General features: G+C 63.1%; 18 protein-coding genes, 3 tRNA genes and 1 pseudogene. 13 read left to right on the top strand and 9 right to left on the bottom strand.

Annotation, left to right across the window (positions count from 1 at the left end; translation table 11 throughout):
- Positions 1–109 precede the first annotated feature (109 nt).
- The 3 genes from Q0X18_RS16180 to Q0X18_RS10710 form a co-directional block, all read right to left on the bottom strand.
- Complete coding sequence (locus Q0X18_RS16180) at positions 110–973, bottom strand: DUF4384 domain-containing protein (RefSeq protein ID WP_374707513.1); 864 nt, start codon at positions 971–973, stop codon at positions 110–112.
- A 177-nt stretch (positions 974–1150) separates the two neighbouring features.
- A tRNA-Val gene (locus tag Q0X18_RS10705) sits at positions 1151–1226 on the bottom strand.
- A 3-nt stretch (positions 1227–1229) separates the two neighbouring features.
- Positions 1230–1305: transfer RNA gene (locus Q0X18_RS10710), tRNA-Glu, on the bottom strand.
- 422 nt (positions 1306–1727) lie between these two features.
- On the opposite strand from Q0X18_RS10710, the gene Q0X18_RS10715 reads away from it, so the two are divergent.
- The 8 genes from Q0X18_RS10715 (at position 1728) to Q0X18_RS10750 (ending at position 8196) form a co-directional block, all read left to right on the top strand.
- Complete coding sequence (locus Q0X18_RS10715) at positions 1728–2285, top strand: hypothetical protein (RefSeq protein ID WP_297562146.1); 558 nt, start codon at positions 1728–1730, stop codon at positions 2283–2285.
- Between the two features lie 56 nt (positions 2286–2341).
- Complete coding sequence (locus tag Q0X18_RS10720) at positions 2342–2554, top strand: hypothetical protein (protein WP_297562149.1); 213 nt, start codon at positions 2342–2344, stop codon at positions 2552–2554.
- Between the two features lie 11 nt (positions 2555–2565).
- Positions 2566–3024, top strand: coding sequence for a hypothetical protein (locus Q0X18_RS10725; RefSeq protein WP_297562152.1), 459 nt, complete (start codon positions 2566–2568; stop codon positions 3022–3024).
- On the top strand, positions 3017–5794 hold the full coding sequence (locus Q0X18_RS10730) for a bifunctional DNA primase/polymerase (RefSeq protein WP_297562154.1): 2778 nt from the start codon (positions 3017–3019) through the stop codon (positions 5792–5794). Before Q0X18_RS10725 ends, Q0X18_RS10730 begins: the two co-directional genes overlap by 8 nt.
- Positions 5791–6105, top strand: coding sequence for a hypothetical protein (locus Q0X18_RS10735; protein ID WP_297562157.1), 315 nt, complete (start codon positions 5791–5793; stop codon positions 6103–6105). Before Q0X18_RS10730 ends, Q0X18_RS10735 begins: the two co-directional genes overlap by 4 nt.
- The gene (locus Q0X18_RS10740) at positions 6095–6631 is read left to right on the top strand and encodes a hypothetical protein (protein ID WP_297562159.1); all 537 of its coding nucleotides are present in this window, start codon (positions 6095–6097) and stop codon (positions 6629–6631) included. Before Q0X18_RS10735 ends, Q0X18_RS10740 begins: the two co-directional genes overlap by 11 nt.
- 177 nt (positions 6632–6808) lie before the next feature.
- On the top strand, positions 6809–7021 hold the full coding sequence (locus Q0X18_RS10745; protein WP_063843353.1) for a hypothetical protein: 213 nt from the start codon (positions 6809–6811) through the stop codon (positions 7019–7021).
- A 2-nt stretch (positions 7022–7023) separates the two neighbouring features.
- Positions 7024–8196, top strand: coding sequence for a site-specific integrase (locus Q0X18_RS10750; RefSeq protein WP_297562164.1), 1173 nt, complete (start codon positions 7024–7026; stop codon positions 8194–8196).
- Positions 8197–8271: 75 nt separating this feature from the next.
- On the opposite strand, the gene Q0X18_RS10755 is transcribed toward Q0X18_RS10750, so the two are convergent.
- From Q0X18_RS10755 to Q0X18_RS10775, 5 genes and pseudogenes are all read right to left on the bottom strand, one after another.
- Positions 8272–8347: transfer RNA gene (locus tag Q0X18_RS10755), tRNA-Lys, on the bottom strand.
- A gap of 135 nt (positions 8348–8482) precedes the next feature.
- Positions 8483–10942, bottom strand: coding sequence for a cbb3-type cytochrome c oxidase subunit I (locus Q0X18_RS10760; protein WP_297562166.1), 2460 nt, complete (start codon positions 10940–10942; stop codon positions 8483–8485).
- An 18-nt stretch (positions 10943–10960) separates the two neighbouring features.
- Positions 10961–12028, bottom strand: a complete 1068-nt coding sequence (gene coxB, locus Q0X18_RS10765) for a cytochrome c oxidase subunit II (protein ID WP_297562168.1) — start codon at positions 12026–12028, stop codon at positions 10961–10963.
- 108 nt (positions 12029–12136) lie between these two features.
- Positions 12137–13987, bottom strand: a pseudogene (locus tag Q0X18_RS10770) (heme o synthase).
- Positions 13988–14097: 110 nt separating this feature from the next.
- Complete coding sequence (locus Q0X18_RS10775; RefSeq protein WP_297562171.1) at positions 14098–14694, bottom strand: DUF305 domain-containing protein; 597 nt, start codon at positions 14692–14694, stop codon at positions 14098–14100.
- Positions 14695–14844: 150 nt separating this feature from the next.
- On the opposite strand from Q0X18_RS10775, the gene Q0X18_RS10780 reads away from it, so the two are divergent.
- Genes Q0X18_RS10780 through xylB form a run of 3 tightly spaced genes read left to right on the top strand, consistent with a single transcriptional unit; the run spans position 14845 to position 18595 of the window.
- On the top strand, positions 14845–15966 hold the full coding sequence (locus Q0X18_RS10780) for an ROK family transcriptional regulator (protein WP_297562174.1): 1122 nt from the start codon (positions 14845–14847) through the stop codon (positions 15964–15966).
- On the top strand, positions 15966–17126 hold the full coding sequence (gene xylA, locus Q0X18_RS10785; protein ID WP_119361806.1) for a xylose isomerase: 1161 nt from the start codon (positions 15966–15968) through the stop codon (positions 17124–17126). Before Q0X18_RS10780 ends, xylA begins: the two co-directional genes overlap by 1 nt.
- Entirely contained in the window at positions 17123–18595 is a 1473-nt protein-coding gene (gene xylB, locus Q0X18_RS10790) for a xylulokinase (protein WP_297562179.1), read from the top strand. Before xylA ends, xylB begins: the two co-directional genes overlap by 4 nt.
- Positions 18596–18705: 110 nt before the next feature.
- On the opposite strand, the gene Q0X18_RS10795 is transcribed toward xylB, so the two are convergent.
- Positions 18706–18942: a hypothetical protein gene (locus tag Q0X18_RS10795; RefSeq protein WP_297562182.1), complete on the bottom strand. Its 237-nt coding sequence runs from the start codon at positions 18940–18942 to the stop codon at positions 18706–18708.
- Positions 18943–19050: 108 nt separating this feature from the next.
- Between Q0X18_RS10795 and Q0X18_RS10800 the strand changes: the two genes are divergently transcribed.
- Together Q0X18_RS10800 and Q0X18_RS10805 are read left to right on the top strand one after the other, a co-directional pair.
- Positions 19051–19749, top strand: coding sequence for a DNA repair protein RecO (locus Q0X18_RS10800; RefSeq protein WP_297562185.1), 699 nt, complete (start codon positions 19051–19053; stop codon positions 19747–19749).
- A 2-nt stretch (positions 19750–19751) separates the two neighbouring features.
- Positions 19752–21242: a SpoIID/LytB domain-containing protein gene (locus tag Q0X18_RS10805; protein WP_297562189.1), complete on the top strand. Its 1491-nt coding sequence runs from the start codon at positions 19752–19754 to the stop codon at positions 21240–21242.
- Positions 21243–21247 lie beyond the last annotated feature (5 nt).

Here is a 21247-nt window from a genome sequence, read left to right on the forward strand (position 1 = left end):
AAGCGCAGTTGTTTGGTTGGAATATCCAGCCAGGGGCGCATAGAGCAATTATAAAAGCAAAGCCCCCGCGCCTCCAGCGGGGGCCAAATGTGGGGACTGTGGACGCGACTTATCTACCCCACTCCAGCTTGACAATCATCTCGGTGCCACGGGGGGCTACTTTGACCTCGAGTTTATCCCCACCCCGGCGGTACTCCGCCTCGTAGGCCAGGTTCTTCTTGCCCCCTTTGGACTTGAAGCTCACCTTCACCCAGCCTTTGGAGGTCAGGTCGCGGTGGTAGTAGCTGAAAATTTGCTCCACATCGCCGCCGCGATAGGCCACGCTGTACTCGGTGTCGTCGCGGTCTTCCCAGTTCACCCAGTACCCCGGCATGGGTGAGATGAAGTAGATGGGCGGCCTGGGCACCACGGGCTGCGGGTTGGCCGCCTGGCGGGGCTGTACGTTGTAGCGCACCGCATCGCTCACCCAGTCGCGGTCGGGCAGTGGGGTGACCACAATCGAGAGCGCCCTGGCCAGGTTGCCAGCCCCCTGCACCCGCATCTGCCCGCTGCGAATATCGGCAATCTGCGCGAGCGAGAGCGGCTGGCGGCTTGCTACTGCCAACACCTGATCTATTCCTGCGGGCCCGCTGATGGTGAACTCGTAGCGCGCCCCGGGTTCCGGAAAGCTATAGGTCTCCCTCGCCCGCAAATAGTTTCCAGGGTTGTAGGCATTGGGCAGAATCAGGTCAATCTGCCCATCGGCGTTGATGTTGAACAGGTAGACATAGGCGTTCTGGTTGACGCGGGTGTAAATCCTGATTTTGTCGCCAAAGAAGTAGGTCGCATTGCCCAGGCCCGCGGGGTCGCGGTCTACCCAGGTCTGCACCTCGAGGTCGGTGGGAACCGGGTTGACGATGATCCCTTGGGGGCTCAGTACCGGCGTGGCATAGGCCATCAGGCCCAGCAGGCTTGTTGCAATCAGTCGCTTCATCTCGCTCCTCCTGGTTCAAGGGTAGGAAAGGAGCAGCCCCCAGCCATGAAGTTCACATCAGCAAAACTTAACTTTAGCGTTGAGCAATTCTTTAGCCAGTCAAACAATGGCACCCTGGTTGCACCAAAAACCCCCCTTATGCACTCTTTGCATAAAGGGGGTTTCTCGTCCTGGACGTGGTGGGCGACGAGGGACTCGAACCCCCGACTTCATCCTTGTAAGGGATGCACTCTACCAACTGAGTTAGTCGCCCGTGTGGTGACCCCAAGGGGATTCGAACCCCTGTTACCGCCGTGAGAGGGCGGCGTCCTAGGCCACTAGACGATGGGGCCGCTGGAGTCTTGGGTCTGTGGGGATAGACCCACCAAAAGACCGTTCATAAGGGTAGCACAGGGTCGCCCTTTCGTAAAGATAAGCCCCCGGTTTTCGCCAGGGGCTCTGTGGTGGACCGCACAGGACTCGAACCTGTGACCAACCGATTAAAAGTTGCCTTCCAGTCCTACGGCTACTTCCGCTTGCTTTCGGACAATCCCGTCCTTATCGGAAATATCAAACGAAGGGGTTAGGTTGTATTCGGCTGTTTTTGGTTCCATAAACCGTAAATAAACCGTAAAACCGTAGGGCTATTTTGTGCGTTCTCTGGCCCTTTCTTGCGGTTACATGCGAGATGGTAGGATGAACAAAACCCCTGGCCGGAACCAGGGGGCCTTTGCGCGGCTCCCCTATTCTACCGGCCACGGACTGGAGGGACAGCGTGGCCGAGTTGTTTACCCACCCTGAGCAAGAGGACTACCTGAAGCGCCGCTACCTGTGGGAACTGTGGACATCCCTGCTCGAGCTTGCCCCAACCTGCATGGCTTACCTGAGGGAACAAGGTGTGGATGCCTGGCTCGAGCACTGCGGGCTGCCCGAGGAGTTGCGCGATTGGGCTGAGGAATACCGCGCTGACCCCCACGGGTATGTGCCTTTAGGTTGGGACTGGCAGTATCAAACACCGTTCACAGTGCGCCTGACCTGGCACTGGGAGCCTTTTCCCGAATACGACCCTACCCGGATGCCCCCGCATCTGTGGAAAGCGAAGGCTATTGCCTGGCTCGAGTCTTACATGCAAGCTGTAGAAGACGCTTACAAGCAAGCGGGATGGGTGGAAGCGCGGATCAAATACAACCCTGAGCACTTTGCGTGGCTGGCGTTGCGGCTCGAGGGGTTGAGCTACAAGCAAATAGCCGAGAAGTTGGAGCTCAAAGAGGATTACACCGCTGTGAGGATGGCGGTAAAGCGTTTGGCCAAGCATCTAGGGGTGAACATTTAGTCATCAAGCAGTTGTTCTATCCAAGAGAGCCATGACCGCTGCACCATGCGGGATGTATGGAAAACATCCCGCATCTTTCGACTCTTTCTGAGGTTCACAGGCTCATTGGCTATGACCGGGTAGGGCGTGATGTCCTGTATGCCGTTGCGCGTCGGTATGGCGTGAAGTTGGGCAAAAGGTACTTGTTTCCCCGCCGCGTGGTACTGGCCCTGCTCGAGGGCCGTCTAGACGAGTTGGAAAACCCCGCCGGGGCTGGCGGGGCTGAGTAGGGGGGCTGACTGTGGGAATCCCTAACGACATTCTACGCGACCGGTTGACCTACCTGGCGTATTTTCCCCCCGAGCAACGGAGCACCGCCGCTAACAGCCTGCTCGAGGCGGTGCGCGCCGGGTGCTCCGAGCCTCACCAGGCGGTGAGCTACGCCCTCGAGAAGGCCGCCCGTCGCACCTGGAACGAGGCCGCCCACACCTTGAGGTTGCTGGCCGAACTGGACTTCGAGGCCCTGCTAGCCGGGGCACGCTGGGCTTTGTGGTGGGAGAGTCTGTCCCCCGAGGAGAAGCGCCGTTTTCGGGAGGGGCGGGCTGAGGAAGCCATAGAGCGCTGGATGGAGCAAAACCCACCCACAGACAGGCAACTCGCCTATTTGAACCGCCTGGGCTACCGTGGCCCGACACCCGCTAATCGGCTCGAGGCTTCCCGGCTGATTGACGAGCTCGTGGAAGGGGTGCGGCATGTCTAACCCTCTTCTGCAGGCCGCCCTCGAGTACGCCCGGCTGGGGTATGCGGTGCTGCCCCTGCTGCCCGGTGAGAAGCGCCCGCACAGCCGGTTGGTGCCCCACGGGCTGCGCGATGCCACCACCAACCCCGAGGTGTTGCGCCGCTGGTGGCAGGCTGTGCCCACCGCCGGGGTGGGCATCCTGCCCCCGGCTGAGGTGCTGGGGCTCGACTTCGACACGCTCGAGGTGTGGGAGCAGCTGCGGGCTGAATACCCCGAGCTAGCCGAGGCCCCCCGGCAGCGAACCCCTCGGGGCGGGGTGCATGTCTTCCTGAAGCTGCCTAAAAGTCTGATAGGAAGCCTCACCAGCAGCACCCGGAAGATGCCGGGGCTGGACTTGCGCGGCCTGGGCAAAGCGTACCTTGCGGCTGCCCCTACCGAGCTACCAAACGGGGGCTATAGCTGGGAAGTCCCCCTGCTGCCCCCGACTGAACTGCCCCTGCCCCCCGAGGGGCTGCTAAAGCGTCTGCTGCCCGAGCCCCCACCCCCACCACCTGAGTACCAGCCCGTGAACTTCCGGGGCTTGAGGGACGACAAGCTGACCCGCCGCCTGGAAGGGCTCTTGCGCTGGGCCTGTGAGCGGGTAGCGGCTGCCCCTGAAGGGGTGCGGCATAACACCCTGCTCTCCTATGCCCGAATGGCGGGGGGCTACGTGCACCTGGGGCTGGACCCTGAGCAGGCCACCCGCGCCCTGACTGCGGCTGGGGTGCAGGCCGGGCTACCCCACCCCGAGGCTGAGGCCACCGCACGGGACGGGCTGAGGTACGGGCTGGATGCGCCGTTGAAACTGCCCGCTGATGAGCGGGGTAGGGTGAGTGCTGGGCAAAACCCCCCACCCGCTGACCCCCGCGAGTCCCACCAGCAGGTGGTGGGACTACTCGAGGGGCTGACCCCCGAGACCTGGCCCGAGCAAAGAGCCGCTTTCTTCGAGGGCTTGCAAAGTCTCGACCCGGTGAGCGTAGACCTGCTGCTCAAGAAAGCCGCAAGCAGGCTAGGGGTGGGAGCGGGAACTTTGCAGAAGGCCTTCAAAGAGCACGCCAAGAGGGGTGAGGAGGCCGAGCCCACCGCCGCTAAGGAAATCCTCACCCGGCTGGCCCTTGAGCACAGCGAACTGTGGAGGGACGGGGAGGGAGACGCTTGGGCCACCTTGCGGGTGGAAGACCACGCGGAAAACTGGCCCGTGCGCTCGAGGGCCTTCAGACTCTGGCTCACCCGGCTGTACTACGAGGAGCGGGGTGGGGTTCCCAACGCGCAAGCGCTGCTGGATGCTTTAGTCGCTGTGGAGGCCAAAGCGCTGTTTTCCAAAGCTGAGCACCCGGTGTACCTGCGGGTAGCCCACCAGGACGGGGCGGTGTGGGTCGACCTAGGACGACCGAACTGGCAGGCCGTGCGCGTCACCGCTGAGGGCTGGGCCGTTCTGCCCCCCGAGGTGCGCTTCCGGCGTAGCAAAGCCACCGGAGCCCTGCCCATCCCGATACAGGGAGGGGTGGGGGCGTTGAGGGATATTCTGAACCCCTGGGCCTTAGGTGAAGATTCCTACACCCTGGTAGTGGCCTGGACGCTGGGGACGCTGAGCGGTGGCCCTTACCCGGTGCTGGCCCTTTCGGGAGAGCAGGGAAGCGGAAAAAGCACCCTGGCCCGCACGCTACAGCGGCTTGTAGACCCTTCGGGAGATGTAAGCAGTATCCCCCGCGAGTCCCGCGACCTGTTTGTCGCGGCTAAGCACAGTCACGTACTGGCTTTTGACAACGTATCTGGCTTGCCGCCCTGGTTCAGTGATGACCTGTGCAAGCTGGCTACGGGTGGGATGCTGCGAACAAGGGAACTCTATACCAACGATGATGAGGCGTTTTTGAAGGCCAAACGCCCGGTAATCCTCAACGGGATTACCGATTACCTGACACAGCAAGACCTGGTAGATCGCTCTATCCTGTTGCACCTGCCCCCCCTCGAACAGCACCAGCCCGAGGCTGAACTGTGGGCTGATTTCCAGGAGGCCCACCCTCGAGCCTTAGGCGGGTTGCTTGACCTTACCGCCCTGGCCCTGCGTGAACTACCCCGCACCCGCACCCCTAACGTGCGCCTGGCGGATTTCGCCCGCTGGGCCTTGGCGGCTGAGTCGGGTTATGCCCCGCGCCCCGGAGCGTTTGAGCAGGCCTTTGCGGAGATGCGGGCGGAGTCGGTACGGGTTGGTTTGGACAATGAACCCCTATACCCTCTGTTGCTGCGGCTGTTGGAGGAGGGGGCTTTTGAGGGAAGCGCCGGGGAACTGCTCGAGCGGTTGAACGCATTGCGGGGAGAGGACAAAAAAACCCCACCCGGCTGGCCTCGCACCCCCCACGCTATGGCTTCCTGGCTAAAGCGCACAGCCCCCGCCCTACGCAAGGTGGGGATTCAGGTTGCCCCCCTACCCCGCCAAGGGGACAAACGCCGCTGGGTCATAGAAAAAGTAGGGGGTACAAACGTCACAAATGTCATTGGTGTCATAAACCCCGTGCAGGACGCAAATCACACCGTGACATTTCCCACCCACAATGACATTTCAAACGTCACCGCAAATGTCACCCCCCCGCCGGATGACATTTCAAATGTCATTTCCAACGGGCAAACGTCACTTGAAGAATCGCGTGCAGGACGCACTGGTGACATTCATGACGTTTGTGACATTTCCAACCCTACTCTTTCTACGCAAGAGCAAGAGGAAGAGGGGGGTGACTGGGAGGTGGTGCTATGACCCCCTGGCCCGCCCTCTTCTCCCGGCTGCCCCAACTGGTGGAAAAGCTCGAGGCGATAGCCCACTCCTTACTGACTGTGGAGGTAGACCGGGAGGTGGTGGCCCGGCTGGTGCGCCCGAGCCGGGCGGAACTCGAGGCCCACGCTCGCTGGCCCGGTATGCCCACCCACACCCCCGAGGGGTGGCTGCTCGAGGCCCTGAACAAAGTACGCCGCTACTATCCCGAGCCACGGGAGCGGGTGGCCCTGTATGCGGGAAACCAACCTGTGGCAGTGGTACGACGCAGGGAGGGGGTGGGCCATGCCGCATAGGTACCCCCACCTACCCGCTGCCCTGTTGGGGATGCTCGAGGTTGGAGCCTGGCAGGGAACCCCTACCGAGCTCTTCGCCGCCCTCGAGCCCCACCGGGTAGACCCCTGGCCCGCTAACCCGGTAGCCCTGTCCTTGTGGTTGAAGCACCACGCCAAAGCGCACGGCGTGCAGGTGGAGGCCCTCCACACCGGGGAGCACCGGCTGTTGCGGCTGGTACGGGAGTCTAACGGGTTGGTGGGTGCAACGATTCCGGCACATAGCGGCACGATTCCGCCGCATACCGCCGCGTTTTGGAGCTTCCCCACCTGGGGGGCTTTGCTCGAGGCCCTACCCGGAGCGCTCGAGGGGGTGAGCGGGGAAGTCACGCTGGCTTTTGACATAGGGCGTGGTCGGGTAAGCCAGGCCGTCCCCATCACCTGGCTACCAGGGGCGGTAGGGCGCTGGGCGGCACAGTTTCCCCAAGCCCATGAGATACGCATCTATCGCGGGGAAGTGGAGGTAGCCACCGTATGGCCTTTGGAATAATGTCGGAATTTGTCGCAATAAAAAAACTGACGTTCAACGGTTGAACAGGAGTACCAGGATGACCAACTGCCGTGAAACACTACGTGAAACAACACGTGAAACAACACCGGCAAAATGTTCGTTTATTGCCATAAGCGCACTTTGACCATTGAGAACACAGTGATAAAATAGTGATGTATGCCAAGAGGACAGAACTTACACCGGGTTAGACAGCCCAAGGAAGTACGGCTCAAGCAGCTAGGGCTCAACACGCCCTTGAAGCCGGGGGAGAGAAGTGTGCTGGTGCGCGTCCGCCTGCACGAGCCATGGGCGAAACGCCTGCTGGAGATGACCCCCCAGGAGCGCGGGGAGGTCTTCATGGCCGGGGTGGAGGCCCTGCAAGGGAGGTAGCCATGCCTAGAAAGCGCGGTAAGGGTTCAGGAACAACCTACTACCACAAAGGCTCTGGCCGCTGGTGCGCCGAACTGAACCTGGGCTTTGATGCTGAAGGTAAGCCCCTCCGGGTGCGCGGCTACCACAAGACCCGGAAAGAGGCTGAGGCATGGCTAGCAGAACAGGCCACGCTCTATCACAAGGGGCTGCTTGCCAACCCCTCCAGCGTCACCCTGAAGGACTGGGCCATGCGCTGGCTCGAGCGCAAAGAGAAAGAGGTCAGGCCCAGGACGGTAGAGCTCTACAGGCAAGAGCTAGGCTATGCCCTCCCCAGCGTCAAGAATCCCCAGGCCCGCGACCCCCTGGGTAGCCTGCCCTTGCAGAAAGTCACCCCTTCCCACATCCGGTCAGTGCTGGATGACCTGGGCAAACGCTACAGCCTTCGCACCGTAAGGCAGGTCAGGCAAAGACTCTGGCAGGTATGCCGGGATGCCCTGGACATGGAGCTCATTCACCGCAACCCGGCGGAGCCGGTGAAGATCAAGGCCCCCCGTGACCAGGCCAAGACCAAAGCTGGGAGGGCTCTCGAGCTCCATGAGGTGCAAGCTCTGCTCAGCGCCCTGGACGCTCACAGTGACCCCAGAACCGCCCTCTCGTTGCGCCTGATGCTGGCCTGTGGGTTGCGTTTGGGCGAGGCCCTGGGCTTGCAGTGGCAGGATGTAGACCTCGAGGCCGGGGTGCTCAGGGTGTCCAGGGCCTACAGCGCAAACCGCATCACCCTACCCAAGACCCACACAAGCGCTCGGACTGTACCAATCCCCAGGGCCACGCTGGAGCGGCTGAGGGCCTACCGGGACTGGTGGAGGGAGAGGCTGGGAGAGTACCCCCCGACTGGGATGTGGGTCTTCCCTGGGGATGACCCCAGCAAGCCCCTGGACTACCGGGCCCCTGCTCACCTGCTGACCAGGGTTACGAAAAAACTAGGAATCCCCCACGTCAGAGTGCATGACCTCCGGCACAGCTACGGTTCCCACCTGCTGGCTAATGGCGCACCCCTCGAGCTGGTATCCGAGCGGATGGGCCACGCCAACCCGAACATCACCCTGGGGGTGTACCGGCATCTGCTCCAGCATGAGCGACAGGGCTTTGTGATTGACCCAGAAGACCTGCTCCAACCCAGGGCGCAAGCCTGAACCCATAAACCGTAAAATCACCGTAAAAGCGAAGAACCGGGGTTTGTGTGACCCCGGTTTTCTTCGTCCTGGACTTGGTGGACCGCACAGGACTTGAACCTGTGACCAACCGATTAAAAGTCGGTTGCTCTACCAACTGAGCTAGCGGTCCGGTTTTTTGGCTTGCGGAGCAAGCAACTCCCAGCAGCCTTAGAGATTATAGGCAAATGGCCCAAAGTTGTCTATAGCGTGGGCACACCAAAAAAGCCGAGGGCCGGAGGTATTCCGGCCCTCGGTTCGTGGGAAACTACCAGATGTAGAAGATGGTCACGATAAACAACCAGACTGCGTCCACCAGGTGCCAGTACATCGAGGAGCCCTCGAGGGTGCCCTGCTCGTGGCTATCAATCTTGCCCGCCAAGCCTTGGGCGTAAGCCAGGGTGAGGCCCGTACCGCCAATCACTACGTGCGCCCCGTGCAGACCCACAATCAGGAAGAAAGCGGTGAACCACAGGGCCGCCTTCTGGGCCGCTTCCGACTGGCCGGCAGCGTTCAGGGCTTCCACGTAGTGCCCCGAGGCAACGGCAAACTCCCAGATCTGGAAGAGGAAGAAGACCACACCCAGCAGAATGCTGATGAGCATCCCCAGCTTGAAGGGCGAGAACTTGTTGGTGCGCAGGTCGTGGTGGGCGTAGTGAACGGTGAACGAGCTGGCGACCAGGAAGAAGGTGTTGAGCAAGGCCAGCCACAAGGCCGGGCGGTGTTCCTCGGGCGGCACCGCTGCACCGGTAAGGCGCAGATACAGGTAGCCCGCAATCAGAATGCCGAAGAGGGCAATTTCCGAGACGATGAACCAGGCCATCCCCACCCAGGCGTTGGACTTGCCGGTGACGGTGTGGTGCACCACCGGGTGGTCGTACTCTTTACGCAGCGCCCACTGGAAGAGGCTGTAAATAAAGAGCACCAGGCCCACCGCCAGCCAGCCACCCCAGCCCGCAACGCCGCCCACCGCGGCATTGCCCAGGTTGGGAGCCAGCGAAACCCCAATGCTGGTAATCAGTAGCCCCACCGCGGTCATGAACGGCCAGACGGTAGGGGCCGGCAGGTGGATGGTGGCCGGGTCTACCGGGGTCGGCTTGAGGCCCTCTTTTTCCCAGTCGTAGAGAGGCCGCTCGGACTTGAAGACAGTGGGGAACTGCACGGCAAAGTTATACGAGGGCGGCGGTGAGGAGGTGGCCCACTCGAGGGTATACCCCCCCCAGGGGTTGTCGGGGGCCTTCACGTTCTGGCGGAAGCTCTGAATCATGGCGATGAGCCAGGCAATGCCGCCCAGGGCCAGAATCACGGCGCCAACGGTAGAGGCGAAGTTGAGCTCGTTCCACAGGTACAGCCCGTCGGGGTAGGTGTAGTAGCGGCGGGGCATCCCCAGGAAGCCCAGCACGTACTGGGGCATGAAGGTAATCAGATAGCCCACCAAGAAGAGCCAGAAGTGCGCCTTACCCCAGAACTCGGGGTACATGCGCCCGGTAATCTTGGGCCACCAGTAGTACAGCCCAGCAAAGGCCAGGAAGCCCGAGCCAGCCATCAAGACGTTGTGGAAGTGGGCCACCACGAAGTAGCTGTCCTGCACCTGGTAGTCGAAGGGCACCACCGCCAGCATGACCCCGGTAATCCCCCCCAGCAGGAAGTTGAACATGAAGCCCATCACAAAAAGCAGGGGGGTCTTGAAGTCGAGCTGCCCGCCCCACAACGTACCCAGCAGGTTGAAGATCTTTACCCCGGTAGGCACCGCCACCAGCACGGTGAAGAACACGAAGACCAGCTGGAACAAGAGGCTCTCGCCCACCGTGAACATGTGGTGCGCCCAGACCAGAAAGCCCACCACCGCGATGCCCACCAGCGCAAACACCATAAAGCGGTAACCGAAGACCGGCTTGCGCGCGAAGGTCGAGGCCACCTCGGCGGCGATGCCCAGGTAGGGCAGCAGCATGATGTACACCGCCGGGTGGGAGTAGAACCAGAAGAACTGCTGGAAGAGCACCGGGTCACCGCCGATGCCAGGGTCGAAGAGGCTCAGACCCAGCTTACGGGAGAGCAGCACGGTCAGGCTGGCCGCGGTGATGCCGGCCAGGGCGAAGAGGGAAAGCATGGAGGTAGCGAAGATACCCCACACGAAGATGGGCATCTTCCACAGGCCCATCCCCTTGGCCCGCAGGTTGTAGACCGTAGCTGCGAAGTTGGCCGAACCCAAGAGGCTCGACAACCCTACCAGCAACACGCCCATCATGAAGAAATCGGTGCCCAGGCCGGTGGTGCGCGAGAAGGGGTAGTAGAAGGTCCAGCCCACATCCGGCGCGCCGCCAAAGAACAGCGAGGTGTAGATGAGCACCGCCGAGAACACGAATAGCCAGGCCGCAAAGGCGTTAATGCGCGGCAGGGCCACGTCCCGCTCACCCAGCATCAAGGGCAGAATGAAGTTCCCAAAACCCGCCAGCCCTGCCGGGATGATGAAAAAGAAGAGCATGGTAGCGCCGTGCAGGGTGAGCACCTGGTTGTAGGCCTCGCCTACCAGGAATTGCTGCTCGGGGCTTGCCAACTGCCAGCGGATGGCCACCGCCATCAGGCCGGAAAGCCCAAAAGCCACGAAGGAGGTGACCAGATAAATCATCCCGACCTTCTTGTGGTCACTGGTGGTAAGCAAATCCCAGACGGCTGCCCAAAAACCCAGGCGGGCCGCAGTCTGACTTTGTGGGGTTGCAACAGCCATATTCGTTCAGTCCTCCCGTTAGAACTTCTCCAGCTTGCTAAAGTCGAGGCCTTCTACTTTATGGCTCATCAGATAAGCCGCAATGGCCTTTACATCCTCGTCGGATAGGTTGGTGAAAGCCGGCATTTTGACGCCAGGCTTCATGCCGGGGGAGTTTTTAATCCAGGGCTCGAGGTACTCCGGCACGTTGGGCCACATTCCAGCCCCCACCGTGGTGCGGTTGCCAAAGAAGGTCAGGTCGGGGTTGTTGGGCGCCCCCTGGGAAACCCCCTTAATGGCGTGGCAGGCCGCGCACTGCTGCTTGTAGAGTTCCTGTCCCCGTACCAAGGTCGGATCGGTGGGCGTAGCAGCCTGGAAGGCCCTGGCCCCTTCAATCCAGCGGTCGAACTCCTCCTGCGACACCACCTTGACCCTGAAGCGCATGTTGGCGTGGGAGGCCCCGCACAGCTCCACGCACTGGCCGTAGTAGGTGCCAATTTTCTCCGGGGTTACCTCGATGTGCGTGACCACGCCCGGAATGGCGTCCCGGGCTCCCACCATGCTGGTGATGCGGAAGGAATGAATCACGTCGTAGTTGGTGCCATCCCCCACGGTAATCTCGAAGCGCACCGGCTTGCCGACCGGCAGAATCAGCTCGTTGGAGTTGCGAACCCCGTAATCCTTGTAGTGGAAGTCCCACCAGAACTGCCAGCCCCGCACCTCCACCACCATGGCCCCCGGTGTCGGGCGATCCAGCTTGAACATGCTCTGGGCGGTAAGGCCAAAGATGATGAGCACGATCACCGTGGGGATTACCGTCCAGGCCACCTCGAGGCGATCGTTGCCGTGCGTCTGCTCGGGTTCACTGGTCTCTTTGCCGGTACGACGGAACTTGACAGTTACGTAAATCAGCGCCCCGGTTACCACCACAAACACCAGGGCCGCAAAACCCATAACCCAGGCCAACAACCCCCGAACCTCGCGGTTAAACGCCGAGGCATCCCGATCCAGGATGTTCAGGGTGTGGCCCCCGGCCTGGCCTGGCTCGGCGGCCAGCGTCAAACCCAGCAGCAGCAGAACTATCAGACCTAGACTTCGTTGCAGCATTCCTACATCCTCCCTCGATCTTGGGGTATTCTAACCTACGTTGTTTGGAATCATTTTAGGGTATTCGATTCTATTCACAAAATACCCTATCCCGATAGGGTATTTTACCTACATCCACATAGCTCGATCTACGGCCATCGCAACAAATAGTAATGCCAGGTATAACATCGAGTATTTATACAGCGAAAGCGTCCAGCTTCGCTCCAGGGTCTGGTATAAGCGCAGGCTACGCACCAAGAGCAAGCCATTGAGCACCAGCGCTGCTATCAGATAAAACCAGCGCAATTCACCCATCAGCACCGGAATGAGGGTAATTAAGGCTGTCAGGATAGCATAAAGCCAGATCTGGTAGGCCGTTTCCCGCTCCCCGCGCACCACCGGCAGCATGGGAACACCCACCGCCGCATAGTCGTCCTTAATCATGAGCGAGAGGGCCCAAAAATGCACGGGCGTCCAGAAAAAGATGATCAGGAACAGATACCAGGCGAAGAGGCTCACATCCCCCGTTACAGCGGCCCAGCCGACCAACGGCGGGAAAGCCCCGGCGGCCCCACCGATTACGATGTTGCTCCAGAAGCGGCGCTTCATGTAGAGGGTATAGATCAGCACATACCAGCCCAGCCCGGCCATTGCCAAGAGGGCGGTGGTTAGGTTGGCGCCCCACCACAGCAACAAAAAGGAAAGCAGCATCAAAGCCGTCGCAAAAATCGTGGCATCGCGGCTACTAATTCTATCGGTGACGGTGGGGCGCTGGGCCGTGCGCTTCATGCGGCTATCAATGTCACGGTCAATAACCATGTTGAAGGCATTGGCCGCACCGGCAGCCATGTAACCGCCCACAAACACCACCACAAACAGACCCAGCCCCGGCCATCCGCCTGCGGCGATGAACATGGCCATCAGGGTGGTGAAGAGCAGCAGGCTGATCACTCGAGGTTTGGTTAGCCAGAAATAGTCGCGCCAGGTTGCGCGTTCGGGATGGGCAACAGGAACCACCATAGCAGTTTACCTCGCCTGGGCAACTTCCGACGTGGGCGGCCTTGCAGGATAAGCCAGGCTCAAGGCCGTGACCGAGAGCAGCAACCAGGTAACCCAGACCAGGTCGGAGAGCAAGAGGTGGGGAAGCTGGGTATACAACGGCGCTGCTTGCAGCACGTTAAGATAACCCGCCCCTAGCTGCAAAATAAACAAAGCCCCGACCACACAGGCAAATGGCTTGGTATAGCGGCTGGGGCGGAGCAGCGCAATCAGGTTGGCTACCAGCACCATGTACACACTCACCAAAACGGCAATAAAAGGGTGGTAGATGCGAAGCTGTACCAGGAAATGCTCACCGGGCGTGAGCGCTCTTCCCACCGCTTCGGCGGTGTTGCGAACCGGGAATAGGGCGTCGCCCAGCGAGGTCAGGGCACCCGAGGCAGCCACCGCCAGTATCCCCACGAAGCCCAAACCCAGGGCCCAGCCCACCAGCCCCTGGCCTCTCCAGACCGGGCGGTGTTCGGGGTGGCCCGACCACCAGGCGGTGAGCGTCAACGAACCAATCAGGAAAAGAGTATTGATGAGGTGAATGGGAGCCACAATAGCCCGCGCCACGCTGGCGTCCTCCCCTACCAGCCGAAACAGCACCAGTCCGGCCCCCACCAGGCTCTCGGTGATCATGAAGAGCATGGAGAGACCGGCCCCCAGCCGGGCCAGATGGCCCTTGGGAAAAGCCCGGCGCGACCAGACCAGAAGCCCAATGGTCAGAAGCAGCGAGAGGCCACTGGTAATCCGGTGGAAAAACTCGATAAAGGTCTCGAGGCCTCTAAACATGGGCAACACTTCACCATTACAGGTAGGCCAGTGAGCGCCACAGCCATCGCCGGAGCCGGTGGCCTGCACCACATCTCCCCATAAGATGACCACCAGGGTAAAAACCACCACCCCCCAAGCGTAAAAGGTAAACCGACGGTTTGGCATAAGGAAAAGACCCCTCCTGGGGGCAGTGCCACTATTCTGCCAGAAGGCACCAGGATACACCATTAGGACAATTGTCCCGCCACACAGCCGCCTATCAGGCAGCTAGATCACTAGTGGTTATGCATGGGCTTGGCGGTGGGCTCAAAGGGAAGTACCGTTCCCCCGCGCTCAAACAACCAGCGTTTCATCGTCTGAATTTCACCTGCCTGGCTCTGACCCATGGCCTCGATAAGCCGGCGCGGGAGGCCTGGGGACTGCACCTCGGCCAGCCCTTGCTCAATCATGGGTAGCGCCCCCTGGTGGTGGCGGATCATGAGCTGCAAAAATCGGATCTCGGCCTCGCGGCCCTGCAGGGCCAGCAGCTCGGCGATTTCCTGCTCCGAGGCCATGCCCATGGCCGCAGCGGCCTGGGGGCTGGGACGCTCAAAACCAATGGTCAGTTGCCGCCACCACGGCAACCAGCGCCGCATCTGGGCAATCTGGGCGGCCTGGGTCTGGGCTACATCCTGGGCAAAGTAGCGCAGGTTTTGGTCGGTGGCTCGAGGCTCCAGAATCCTAGCCAGTTCAACTGCCTGGGCGTGGTGGGGGATCATGGCCAGAGCAAAGCGGCCCTCGGGGGTGAGGGGCTGGGCCAGCAATAAGCCTACTATCAGCAGCAAACCAGCTCCCGATAGCCAACGCCACAGGGGGATACGGTGCCTCTGCATGCATTCAGATTAACCAACATCCCGGCCTTGCAAAGGTAGCCAGCATACCGGCCTCGAGCTGTGCAGGGTGGGGCTTTATTTGACACCTTGTTTAAAAGTTGTTATTTTTAGTCGAGAAATAAATAGTGGAGCCCTGTCGGAGCACACCAGATGGCCAAGTCCCCCGAGCACACCCCTTTGGGCGGTACCCGCCAGCTACGGCGCTGGCACCGCGCGCGCATCCTGCAGGCCATCCGGGCCGAGGCCGGCATCTCCCGGCTCAGGCTGGCCCGTAAGCTGGGCCTCTCGCCCTCGGCGGTGACCGAGGTGGTGGCCGAGCTGTTGAGCGAGGGGCTCCTGACCGAGCGCCCCCTGCCCCCCACCGGCCAGGGCCGCCCTTCGGTGGCCCTCGAGGTCGAAGAGGAGCGCCATCTGGTGCTGGCCTGGGAAATTGACGTAGACCGGATGGCCGTGGCCCTTCTGAACCTGAAGGGTGAGGTGCGGGCCCGGGTGGTGCTGCCCCCAGCCCCCCCGCAACTGGATGAAGCCCTGGCCCTTTTGCAGCAACACACCGCCCCGCTGCTGCCGGGGGTGCGGGTGCTTTCGGCGGGCCTTGCGCTGCCAGGGCTGCTCGAGCCCGCCCAGGGCCACCTGACCCTGGCCCCCAACCTGGGCTGGGCCGACCTGCCCCTGCTCGAGCGTTTCCAGGAGGCCCTTGGGTCGCTGGGCCTGGCAGGGACTCCCGCGGTAGTGGAAAACGAGGCCAACGCCGCCGCCTACGGGCTCTATGCCCTGGGGGGGCTGGCCCTCGAGCACTGCGTCTACCTGAGCCTGGGGGTGGGCGTGGGGGGCGGGGTGGTGGTGGAGCGCAAGGTATACCACGGGGCCCGCTTTCACGCCGGCGAGGTGGGGCACATCCCCCTCGACCCGGAAGGCCCCCCCTGCCGCTGCGGCAAGCGGGGCTGCGCCGAGGCTTTCCTGAGCTACCGCCGCTGGCAGGAAGACCCCAGCCCAGCCCGCCTGAACGAGATGGCCGAGCGGCTGGCCCAGCTCTCGGCCATGGTGCTGGCCGCCCTCGACCCCGAACGCATCGTGCTGGGCGGGCCCCTGGTCGAGGCCACCGGCGAGGCTTTGCTGCGGGCAGCACAGGCCCGGCTCCCCCGCTACGCCCTGGCAGTGCACGACCCCGCCCAGATCACCATCTCACCCCTGGGGCGCGAGGCCGCCCTGCTGGGGGTGGGCGCGCTGGCCGCCGACGTGTTTATGGAGCAGATGAGCTACGAGGAGGCATAATGTACGAACCCAGACCCGAACACAAGTTCACCTTTGGCCTTTGGACGGTAGGCAACATCGGGCGCGACCCCTTTGGCGAGGCCGTGCGGGAACGGCTCGAGCCCGACTACGTGGTGTACAGGCTGGCCGAGCTGGGGGCCTACGGGGTCAACCTGCACGACGAGGATCTGATCCCCCGCGGCACGCCCCCGGCCGAGCGCGAGGCCATCCTGCGCCGCTTCAAGAAGGCCCTGCAGGACACCGGCCTCAAGGTGCCCATGGTGACCGCCAACCTCTTCTCCGACCCGGCCTTCAAGGATGGGGCCCTGACCAGCCCCGACCCCTGGGTGCGGGCCTACGCCCTGAAGAAGAGCCTCGAGACCCTCGACCTGGGCGCCGAACTGGGGGCCCAGATTTACGTGGTCTGGCCGGGGCGGGAGGGGGCCGAGGTAGATGCCACCGGCAAGGCCCCGCGGGTATGGGCCTGGTTCCGCGAGGCCCTCGACTTTATGGCCGAGTATGCCGAGGAGCAGGGCTACAACTACCGCTTTGCCCTGGAACCCAAACCCAACGAGCCTCGAGGCGACATCTACCTGCCCACCGTGGGCAGCATGCTGGCCCTGATCGGCACCCTGAAGCACCCGCACCGCTTCGGCCTCAACCCCGAGTTCGCCCACGAGACCATGGCCGGGCTCAACTTCGTGCACGCGGTGGCCCAGGCCCTGGAGATGGGCAAGCTCTTCCACATCGACCTGAACGACCAGCGCATGAGCCGCTTCGACCAGGATCTGCGCTTTGGCTCGGAGAATCTCAAGGCCGCGTTCTTCCTGGTGGATCTGCTCGAGGCCAGCGGTTACGACGGCCCCCGCCACTTCGACGCCCACGCCCTGCGCACCGAGGACGAGGCCGGGGTCTGGGCCTTTGCCAGGGGCTGCATGCGCACCTACCTGATTCTGAAGGAGAAAGCCCAGGCCTTCCGGGCCGACCCCGAGGTGAAGGCCCTGCTCGAGGCCTACTACCAGGCCGACCCCGAGCCCCAGGCCCTGCTGGGAGCCTACAGCCGGGAAAAAGCCCAGCGGCTCAAGCAGCTCGAGCTGCCCGAGGCCCGCCGCAGCCGCGGTTATGCCCTGGAACAGCTCGACCAGCTCGCCGTAGAGCACCTGCTGGGGGTACGGGGATGAGCCTGGTGCTGGGCCTCGACCTGGGCACCAGCGGCCTCAAGGCGGTGGCGCTTTCCGCCAGGGGCCAGAAGGTGGCCGAGGCCCGGGCGGGCTACCCCCTCCACACCCCCCGCCCCGGCTGGACCGAGCAAGACCCCCTGGACTGGGCCCGCGCCGCCCAGGAAGCCTTGCGCGCCCTCTGTGAGCAACTGGGCGGGGCCGAGGTGGTGGGCATCGGGCTCTCGGGCCAGATGCACGGGGCGGTCTTCCTGGACAAAGCCGGGAACCCCCTATGCCCGGCCCCGCTCTGGAACGACCAGCGCACCGCCCTCGAGGTCGAGCAGATCGAACAGGCCATCCCGCGCAGCGAGCTCATCCGGCGCACCGGCAACGGGGCGGTGACCGGCTTCCAGCTCCCCAAGCTGCTCTGGCTCCGAAACCAGCACCCCGCGCTATTCCAGCGGCTCCACAAGGTGCTGTTGCCCAAGGACTACCTGGCCTTCCTGCTGACCGGTGCACGCTCCACCGAGTATTCCGATGCCTCGGGCGTGGGGGCCCTGAACCTGGCAAAACGACGCTGGGACAGCGAGGTGCTGCAAGCCCTCGCGCTCTCCCCCGACCTCTTCCCCGAGGTGGGCGAAAGCCAGCGGGTGGTGGGCTACCTGAGCCCGGCCTGGGCCCAGGCCACCGGGCTCAAGGCAGGCATCCCGGTGGTGGCCGGGGCCGGCGACAACGCCGCCGCCGCCCTGGGCCTGGGGGTCTCGCGCTACCGCGCAGGGGTGGGCAGCCTCTCCCTGGGCACCAGCGGGGTGATTTTCATCCCCACCGAACAGCCCATCCCCGAGCCCGAGGGCCGGGTGCACCTGTTTGCCCACGCCGACGGGGGCTACCACCTGCTGGGGGTGACGCTCAGCGCGGCGGGCAGCCTGGAGTGGCTGCGGGGCCTCTTCCCCGAGGTGGGCCTGGAAACCCTGCTCGAGGAGGCCCTGCAGGCCCCCCTGGGCTGCGAGGGCCTGTACTTCTTGCCCTTTCTGGCCGGGGAGCGCAGCCCCTACCTGGCCCCCCACCTGCGCGGGGCCTTCCTGGGCCTCTCCCTGGCCCACCGCCGGGGCCACCTGGTGCGCGCCGTGCTGGAGGGGGTAGCGCTCAGCCTGGGCGAGGTTTATCGGGTGATGCGCCCCCTGGCCGGGGCCCGGCGGCTGCTGGCCACCGGGGGCGGCTCGGCCTCCGATTTATGGCTGGCGCTGGCAGGAGGGGCCCTGGGGGTTCCCATCCACCGGGTGGTGGGGGATGAAGGCGCGGCGCGGGGGGCGGGGATTCTGGCCCTGGTGGGGGCCGGGGTGTATCCCGGCCTCCGCGAGGCCCTGGAGGCCACAGCCCCGGCAGAGCAGCCCGCCACACCCCCGCTGGAGGGCCTCGAGCCCCTCCGCAAAGCCTATGCCCAGACGGTGGAGAAGGTGCTCGAGCTGTACGAAGATAACCGCGTCTAGGCTACTCTTCCTTACAACCTCCAGAGAGCAAAGAAGCCCCTAGCAGAGCGTAATAAAAACAAACCGGTAGGGTCGGGGCGACCCCACCGGCGGGCGTTCTAGCCCATCGTCTAGGCAGTTTTAGGTTTTTGAACAAAGCGCAGCACAAAATAGACCACCGCGACCACAATCAGCACCGGAACCAGCACCCGCAGCAGCGCCCACACAATACCGGCCAGCCCTTTCAGGAGAGCGCCCAGGAATGTAAAGAGCCAGCCCCCCACCCACAGCACAACCAGTACCGCTACGGCAATCAAGAGGCCCAGCACCACCCACTCGAGGATGTCCTGCAGCGAACGCTCGTTCATGAAATTTAGGATAGCACAACACCCGGTGGATTCATCCTCCTTTCGGATGAAGACGCTCCGAAGCCATCCCATCCGGCCTTATCCCAATCGGCGCTCTGCTCACGTACCATGGGGGTAGTGGAACGCTACCGGCTCAGCGAAGGACTGGTGGTAGGGCGCAAGCCGCTCCCGGCCGGCGATGTGATTCTCTCGTTTGTGGGGCCGGAAGGCGCAGCCCAGGCCATCGCCCGTAAAGCCCTGCGGCCCACCGGGCGCAGCGGGCGGCTCTCGCTGTTTCACCACCTCCGGTACCAGGTCTATCAGAAGCCCGGCAACGACCTCCCCACCCTCACCCAGGTGGAGCTGGTGGGGCGGCTCGAGGGGCTCGAGGCCCCCACACGCTTCCCCTATGCCAGCTACCTGGCCGAGCTGGCTTTTCGCATCGCTTCCCCTGAGGTGGGCAGCAAAATCTGGCCTTTGCTCACCTCGGGGCTGAAGGGCGTTGCCAAGCACCCCCACCCCCGCATCGCTCTCCTGTGGGCTGGCTGGCGAATCCTTAAAGCCGCGGGGCTGGCCCCCAACCTGGGAGGCACGGGCCTGTATCTGCTGGATGGCGAGCGGGTGGAGCAGGGCGGGGTGTATCTGGGGCTCGAGGGCATGCAGGCCCTGGCCGCCATCCTGCGTCTGCCCGGCAGCGAGGCCATTGCAGTGCTGGAAGAAGGCGCGCCGCTGGATCGCTTGCTACAAGCTTTGCTGGCCCATGTCCGCTATGCCGTGGGAGAGCTCGGCGCGGCCCAGCTCCTCTCGAGTTCTCATGCAAAAGGGTGAGAATGACCCGGATGCAACTGGCCTTTTTGCTGGGAACTGCCCTGGGCGCGGCGCTGTTGTTCGCTGCACTCAACCAGAACCCCCCGCTACCCGCGCCCGGCGGCCAGGACATCCGCGTGCTGCTTTCTTATCAACCGGGGGCGGCGTCCTTCGAGGCGAAGTACCTCTTCCCTACCCTGAGCCTACTTCCGCTGGGAGGCAGCGTGCAGGTCTCGAGCGGCCCCGACCACGCAAACCTGCGGCCCGTGGTAACGGTTTTTGCCGACAAACCCCTCACCTTCACCCCACAGAATAATCGTCTGGTGGCTACTTTCGAAGGGCTTACCTTTGCCCTGGAGGGCGTGGTTCAGCTCAAACCCGCCGACCCCGCCCAGCCCGTGCTGTACCGCCTGCTCACCCGCATGTCCGAGTACCCCGGCGAACTCTGGCTCGAGCTGCGTAGCAACGGTTTGCTGGTGGTCAATCGGGTGGATTATCAGGACTACCTCAAAGGGGTGCTGCCCAGCGAGATGCCCCCACACTTTCACCCTGAGGCCCTCAAGGCCCAGGCGGTGGTGGCCCGCACCTATGCCCTCGTCCGGCAGCAGGCCGATACCTACTGGAAACAGTTCGGGGCCGACGTGGACGACTCGACGAGCGAGCAGGCCTACAACCACACCCGCCCCCACCCGGCCACCAACGCCGCTGTGGACGCCACCCACAACCAAATTCTAACCTTTGAAGGAAGGCCCATTCAAAGCTTCTTCTTCTCCACCAGCCCCGGTGCTACCGCCAGCATCGAGGAGGTCTGGATGGATCGGCCCCCCGCACCCTACCTGAAGGGCCTTTCCCAGACCAACCCCATCCGGGTTTCGATCGAGAACGAGACCGAAGCGCTGGCCTTTTTTCAGAACTGGAACCCCGAGGGCTTTTACGATGCCATCTCACCTTTCTGGCGCTGGAAGCTGCGCCTGAGCCGGGAGGAGCTCGAGGCCCTCCTGCGCCGCACCCTGCCCGAAAGGGCCCGGCGGGCCCCCCAGTTCGTGCAAACCCCCGAAGGCCCGCTTTCGCCGGACGCACCGGGGTTCGAGCTGGGAACCCTGCAGAAAATCGCCGTGCTGAAGCGAACCACCGGCGGCTATGTGACCGCGCTGGAAATCCAGACCTCCAGCGGGCGCTATGTGGTGCAGCGGGAGTCGCATATCCGCAGCCTGCTGCGGCCCGACAAGGCTTTTACCGGAGGGGCCGACGTGCTGCTGGAGCTGTGGCAGGGCGGGCCGCGCCTCAACTTCCCCAGCCTGCCCAGTGCGGCCTTTGCCCTGCAGGAGGAACGCGACGCGCGTGGAAATCTTCTGGGCCTTACCTTCTGGGGTGGGGGCTTTGGGCATGGGGTGGGGATGAGCCAGTACGGCGCGCTGGGGCTGGCCCGGCGGGGGTACGGCTACCAACAGATCCTCGAGCACTTCTACCCCGGTACCACCCTCACCACGCTCAACACCGGGGATAAACGCTGAAAACC

It is taken from the genome of Meiothermus sp., from assembly GCF_026004075.1.
GTDB lineage: Bacteria > Deinococcota > Deinococci > Deinococcales > Thermaceae > Meiothermus.

What these genes read in the sequence shown, in the direction of transcription:
- Q0X18_RS16180 (WP_374707513.1), bottom strand. Translation starts at nt 973, where the DNA reads ATGAAGCGACTGATTGCAACAAGCCTGCTGGGCCTGATGGCCTATGCC.
- Q0X18_RS10720 (WP_297562149.1), top strand. Translation starts at nt 2,342, where the DNA reads ATGGAAAACATCCCGCATCTTTCGACTCTTTCTGAGGTTCACAGGCTC.
- Q0X18_RS10730 (WP_297562154.1), top strand. Translation starts at nt 3,017, where the DNA reads ATGTCTAACCCTCTTCTGCAGGCCGCCCTCGAGTACGCCCGGCTGGGG.
- Q0X18_RS10735 (WP_297562157.1), top strand. Translation starts at nt 5,791, where the DNA reads ATGACCCCCTGGCCCGCCCTCTTCTCCCGGCTGCCCCAACTGGTGGAA.
- Q0X18_RS10740 (WP_297562159.1), top strand. Translation starts at nt 6,095, where the DNA reads ATGCCGCATAGGTACCCCCACCTACCCGCTGCCCTGTTGGGGATGCTC.
- Q0X18_RS10745 (WP_063843353.1), top strand. Translation starts at nt 6,809, where the DNA reads ATGCCAAGAGGACAGAACTTACACCGGGTTAGACAGCCCAAGGAAGTA.
- Q0X18_RS10750 (WP_297562164.1), top strand. Translation starts at nt 7,024, where the DNA reads ATGCCTAGAAAGCGCGGTAAGGGTTCAGGAACAACCTACTACCACAAA.
- Q0X18_RS10760 (WP_297562166.1), bottom strand. Translation starts at nt 10,942, where the DNA reads ATGGCTGTTGCAACCCCACAAAGTCAGACTGCGGCCCGCCTGGGTTTT.
- coxB (WP_297562168.1), bottom strand. Translation starts at nt 12,028, where the DNA reads ATGCTGCAACGAAGTCTAGGTCTGATAGTTCTGCTGCTGCTGGGTTTG.
- Q0X18_RS10775 (WP_297562171.1), bottom strand. Translation starts at nt 14,694, where the DNA reads ATGCAGAGGCACCGTATCCCCCTGTGGCGTTGGCTATCGGGAGCTGGT.
- Q0X18_RS10780 (WP_297562174.1), top strand. Translation starts at nt 14,845, where the DNA reads ATGGCCAAGTCCCCCGAGCACACCCCTTTGGGCGGTACCCGCCAGCTA.
- xylA (WP_119361806.1), top strand. Translation starts at nt 15,966, where the DNA reads ATGTACGAACCCAGACCCGAACACAAGTTCACCTTTGGCCTTTGGACG.
- xylB (WP_297562179.1), top strand. Translation starts at nt 17,123, where the DNA reads ATGAGCCTGGTGCTGGGCCTCGACCTGGGCACCAGCGGCCTCAAGGCG.
- Q0X18_RS10795 (WP_297562182.1), bottom strand. Translation starts at nt 18,942, where the DNA reads ATGAACGAGCGTTCGCTGCAGGACATCCTCGAGTGGGTGGTGCTGGGC.
- Q0X18_RS10800 (WP_297562185.1), top strand. Translation starts at nt 19,051, where the DNA reads ATGGGGGTAGTGGAACGCTACCGGCTCAGCGAAGGACTGGTGGTAGGG.
- Q0X18_RS10805 (WP_297562189.1), top strand. Translation starts at nt 19,752, where the DNA reads ATGACCCGGATGCAACTGGCCTTTTTGCTGGGAACTGCCCTGGGCGCG.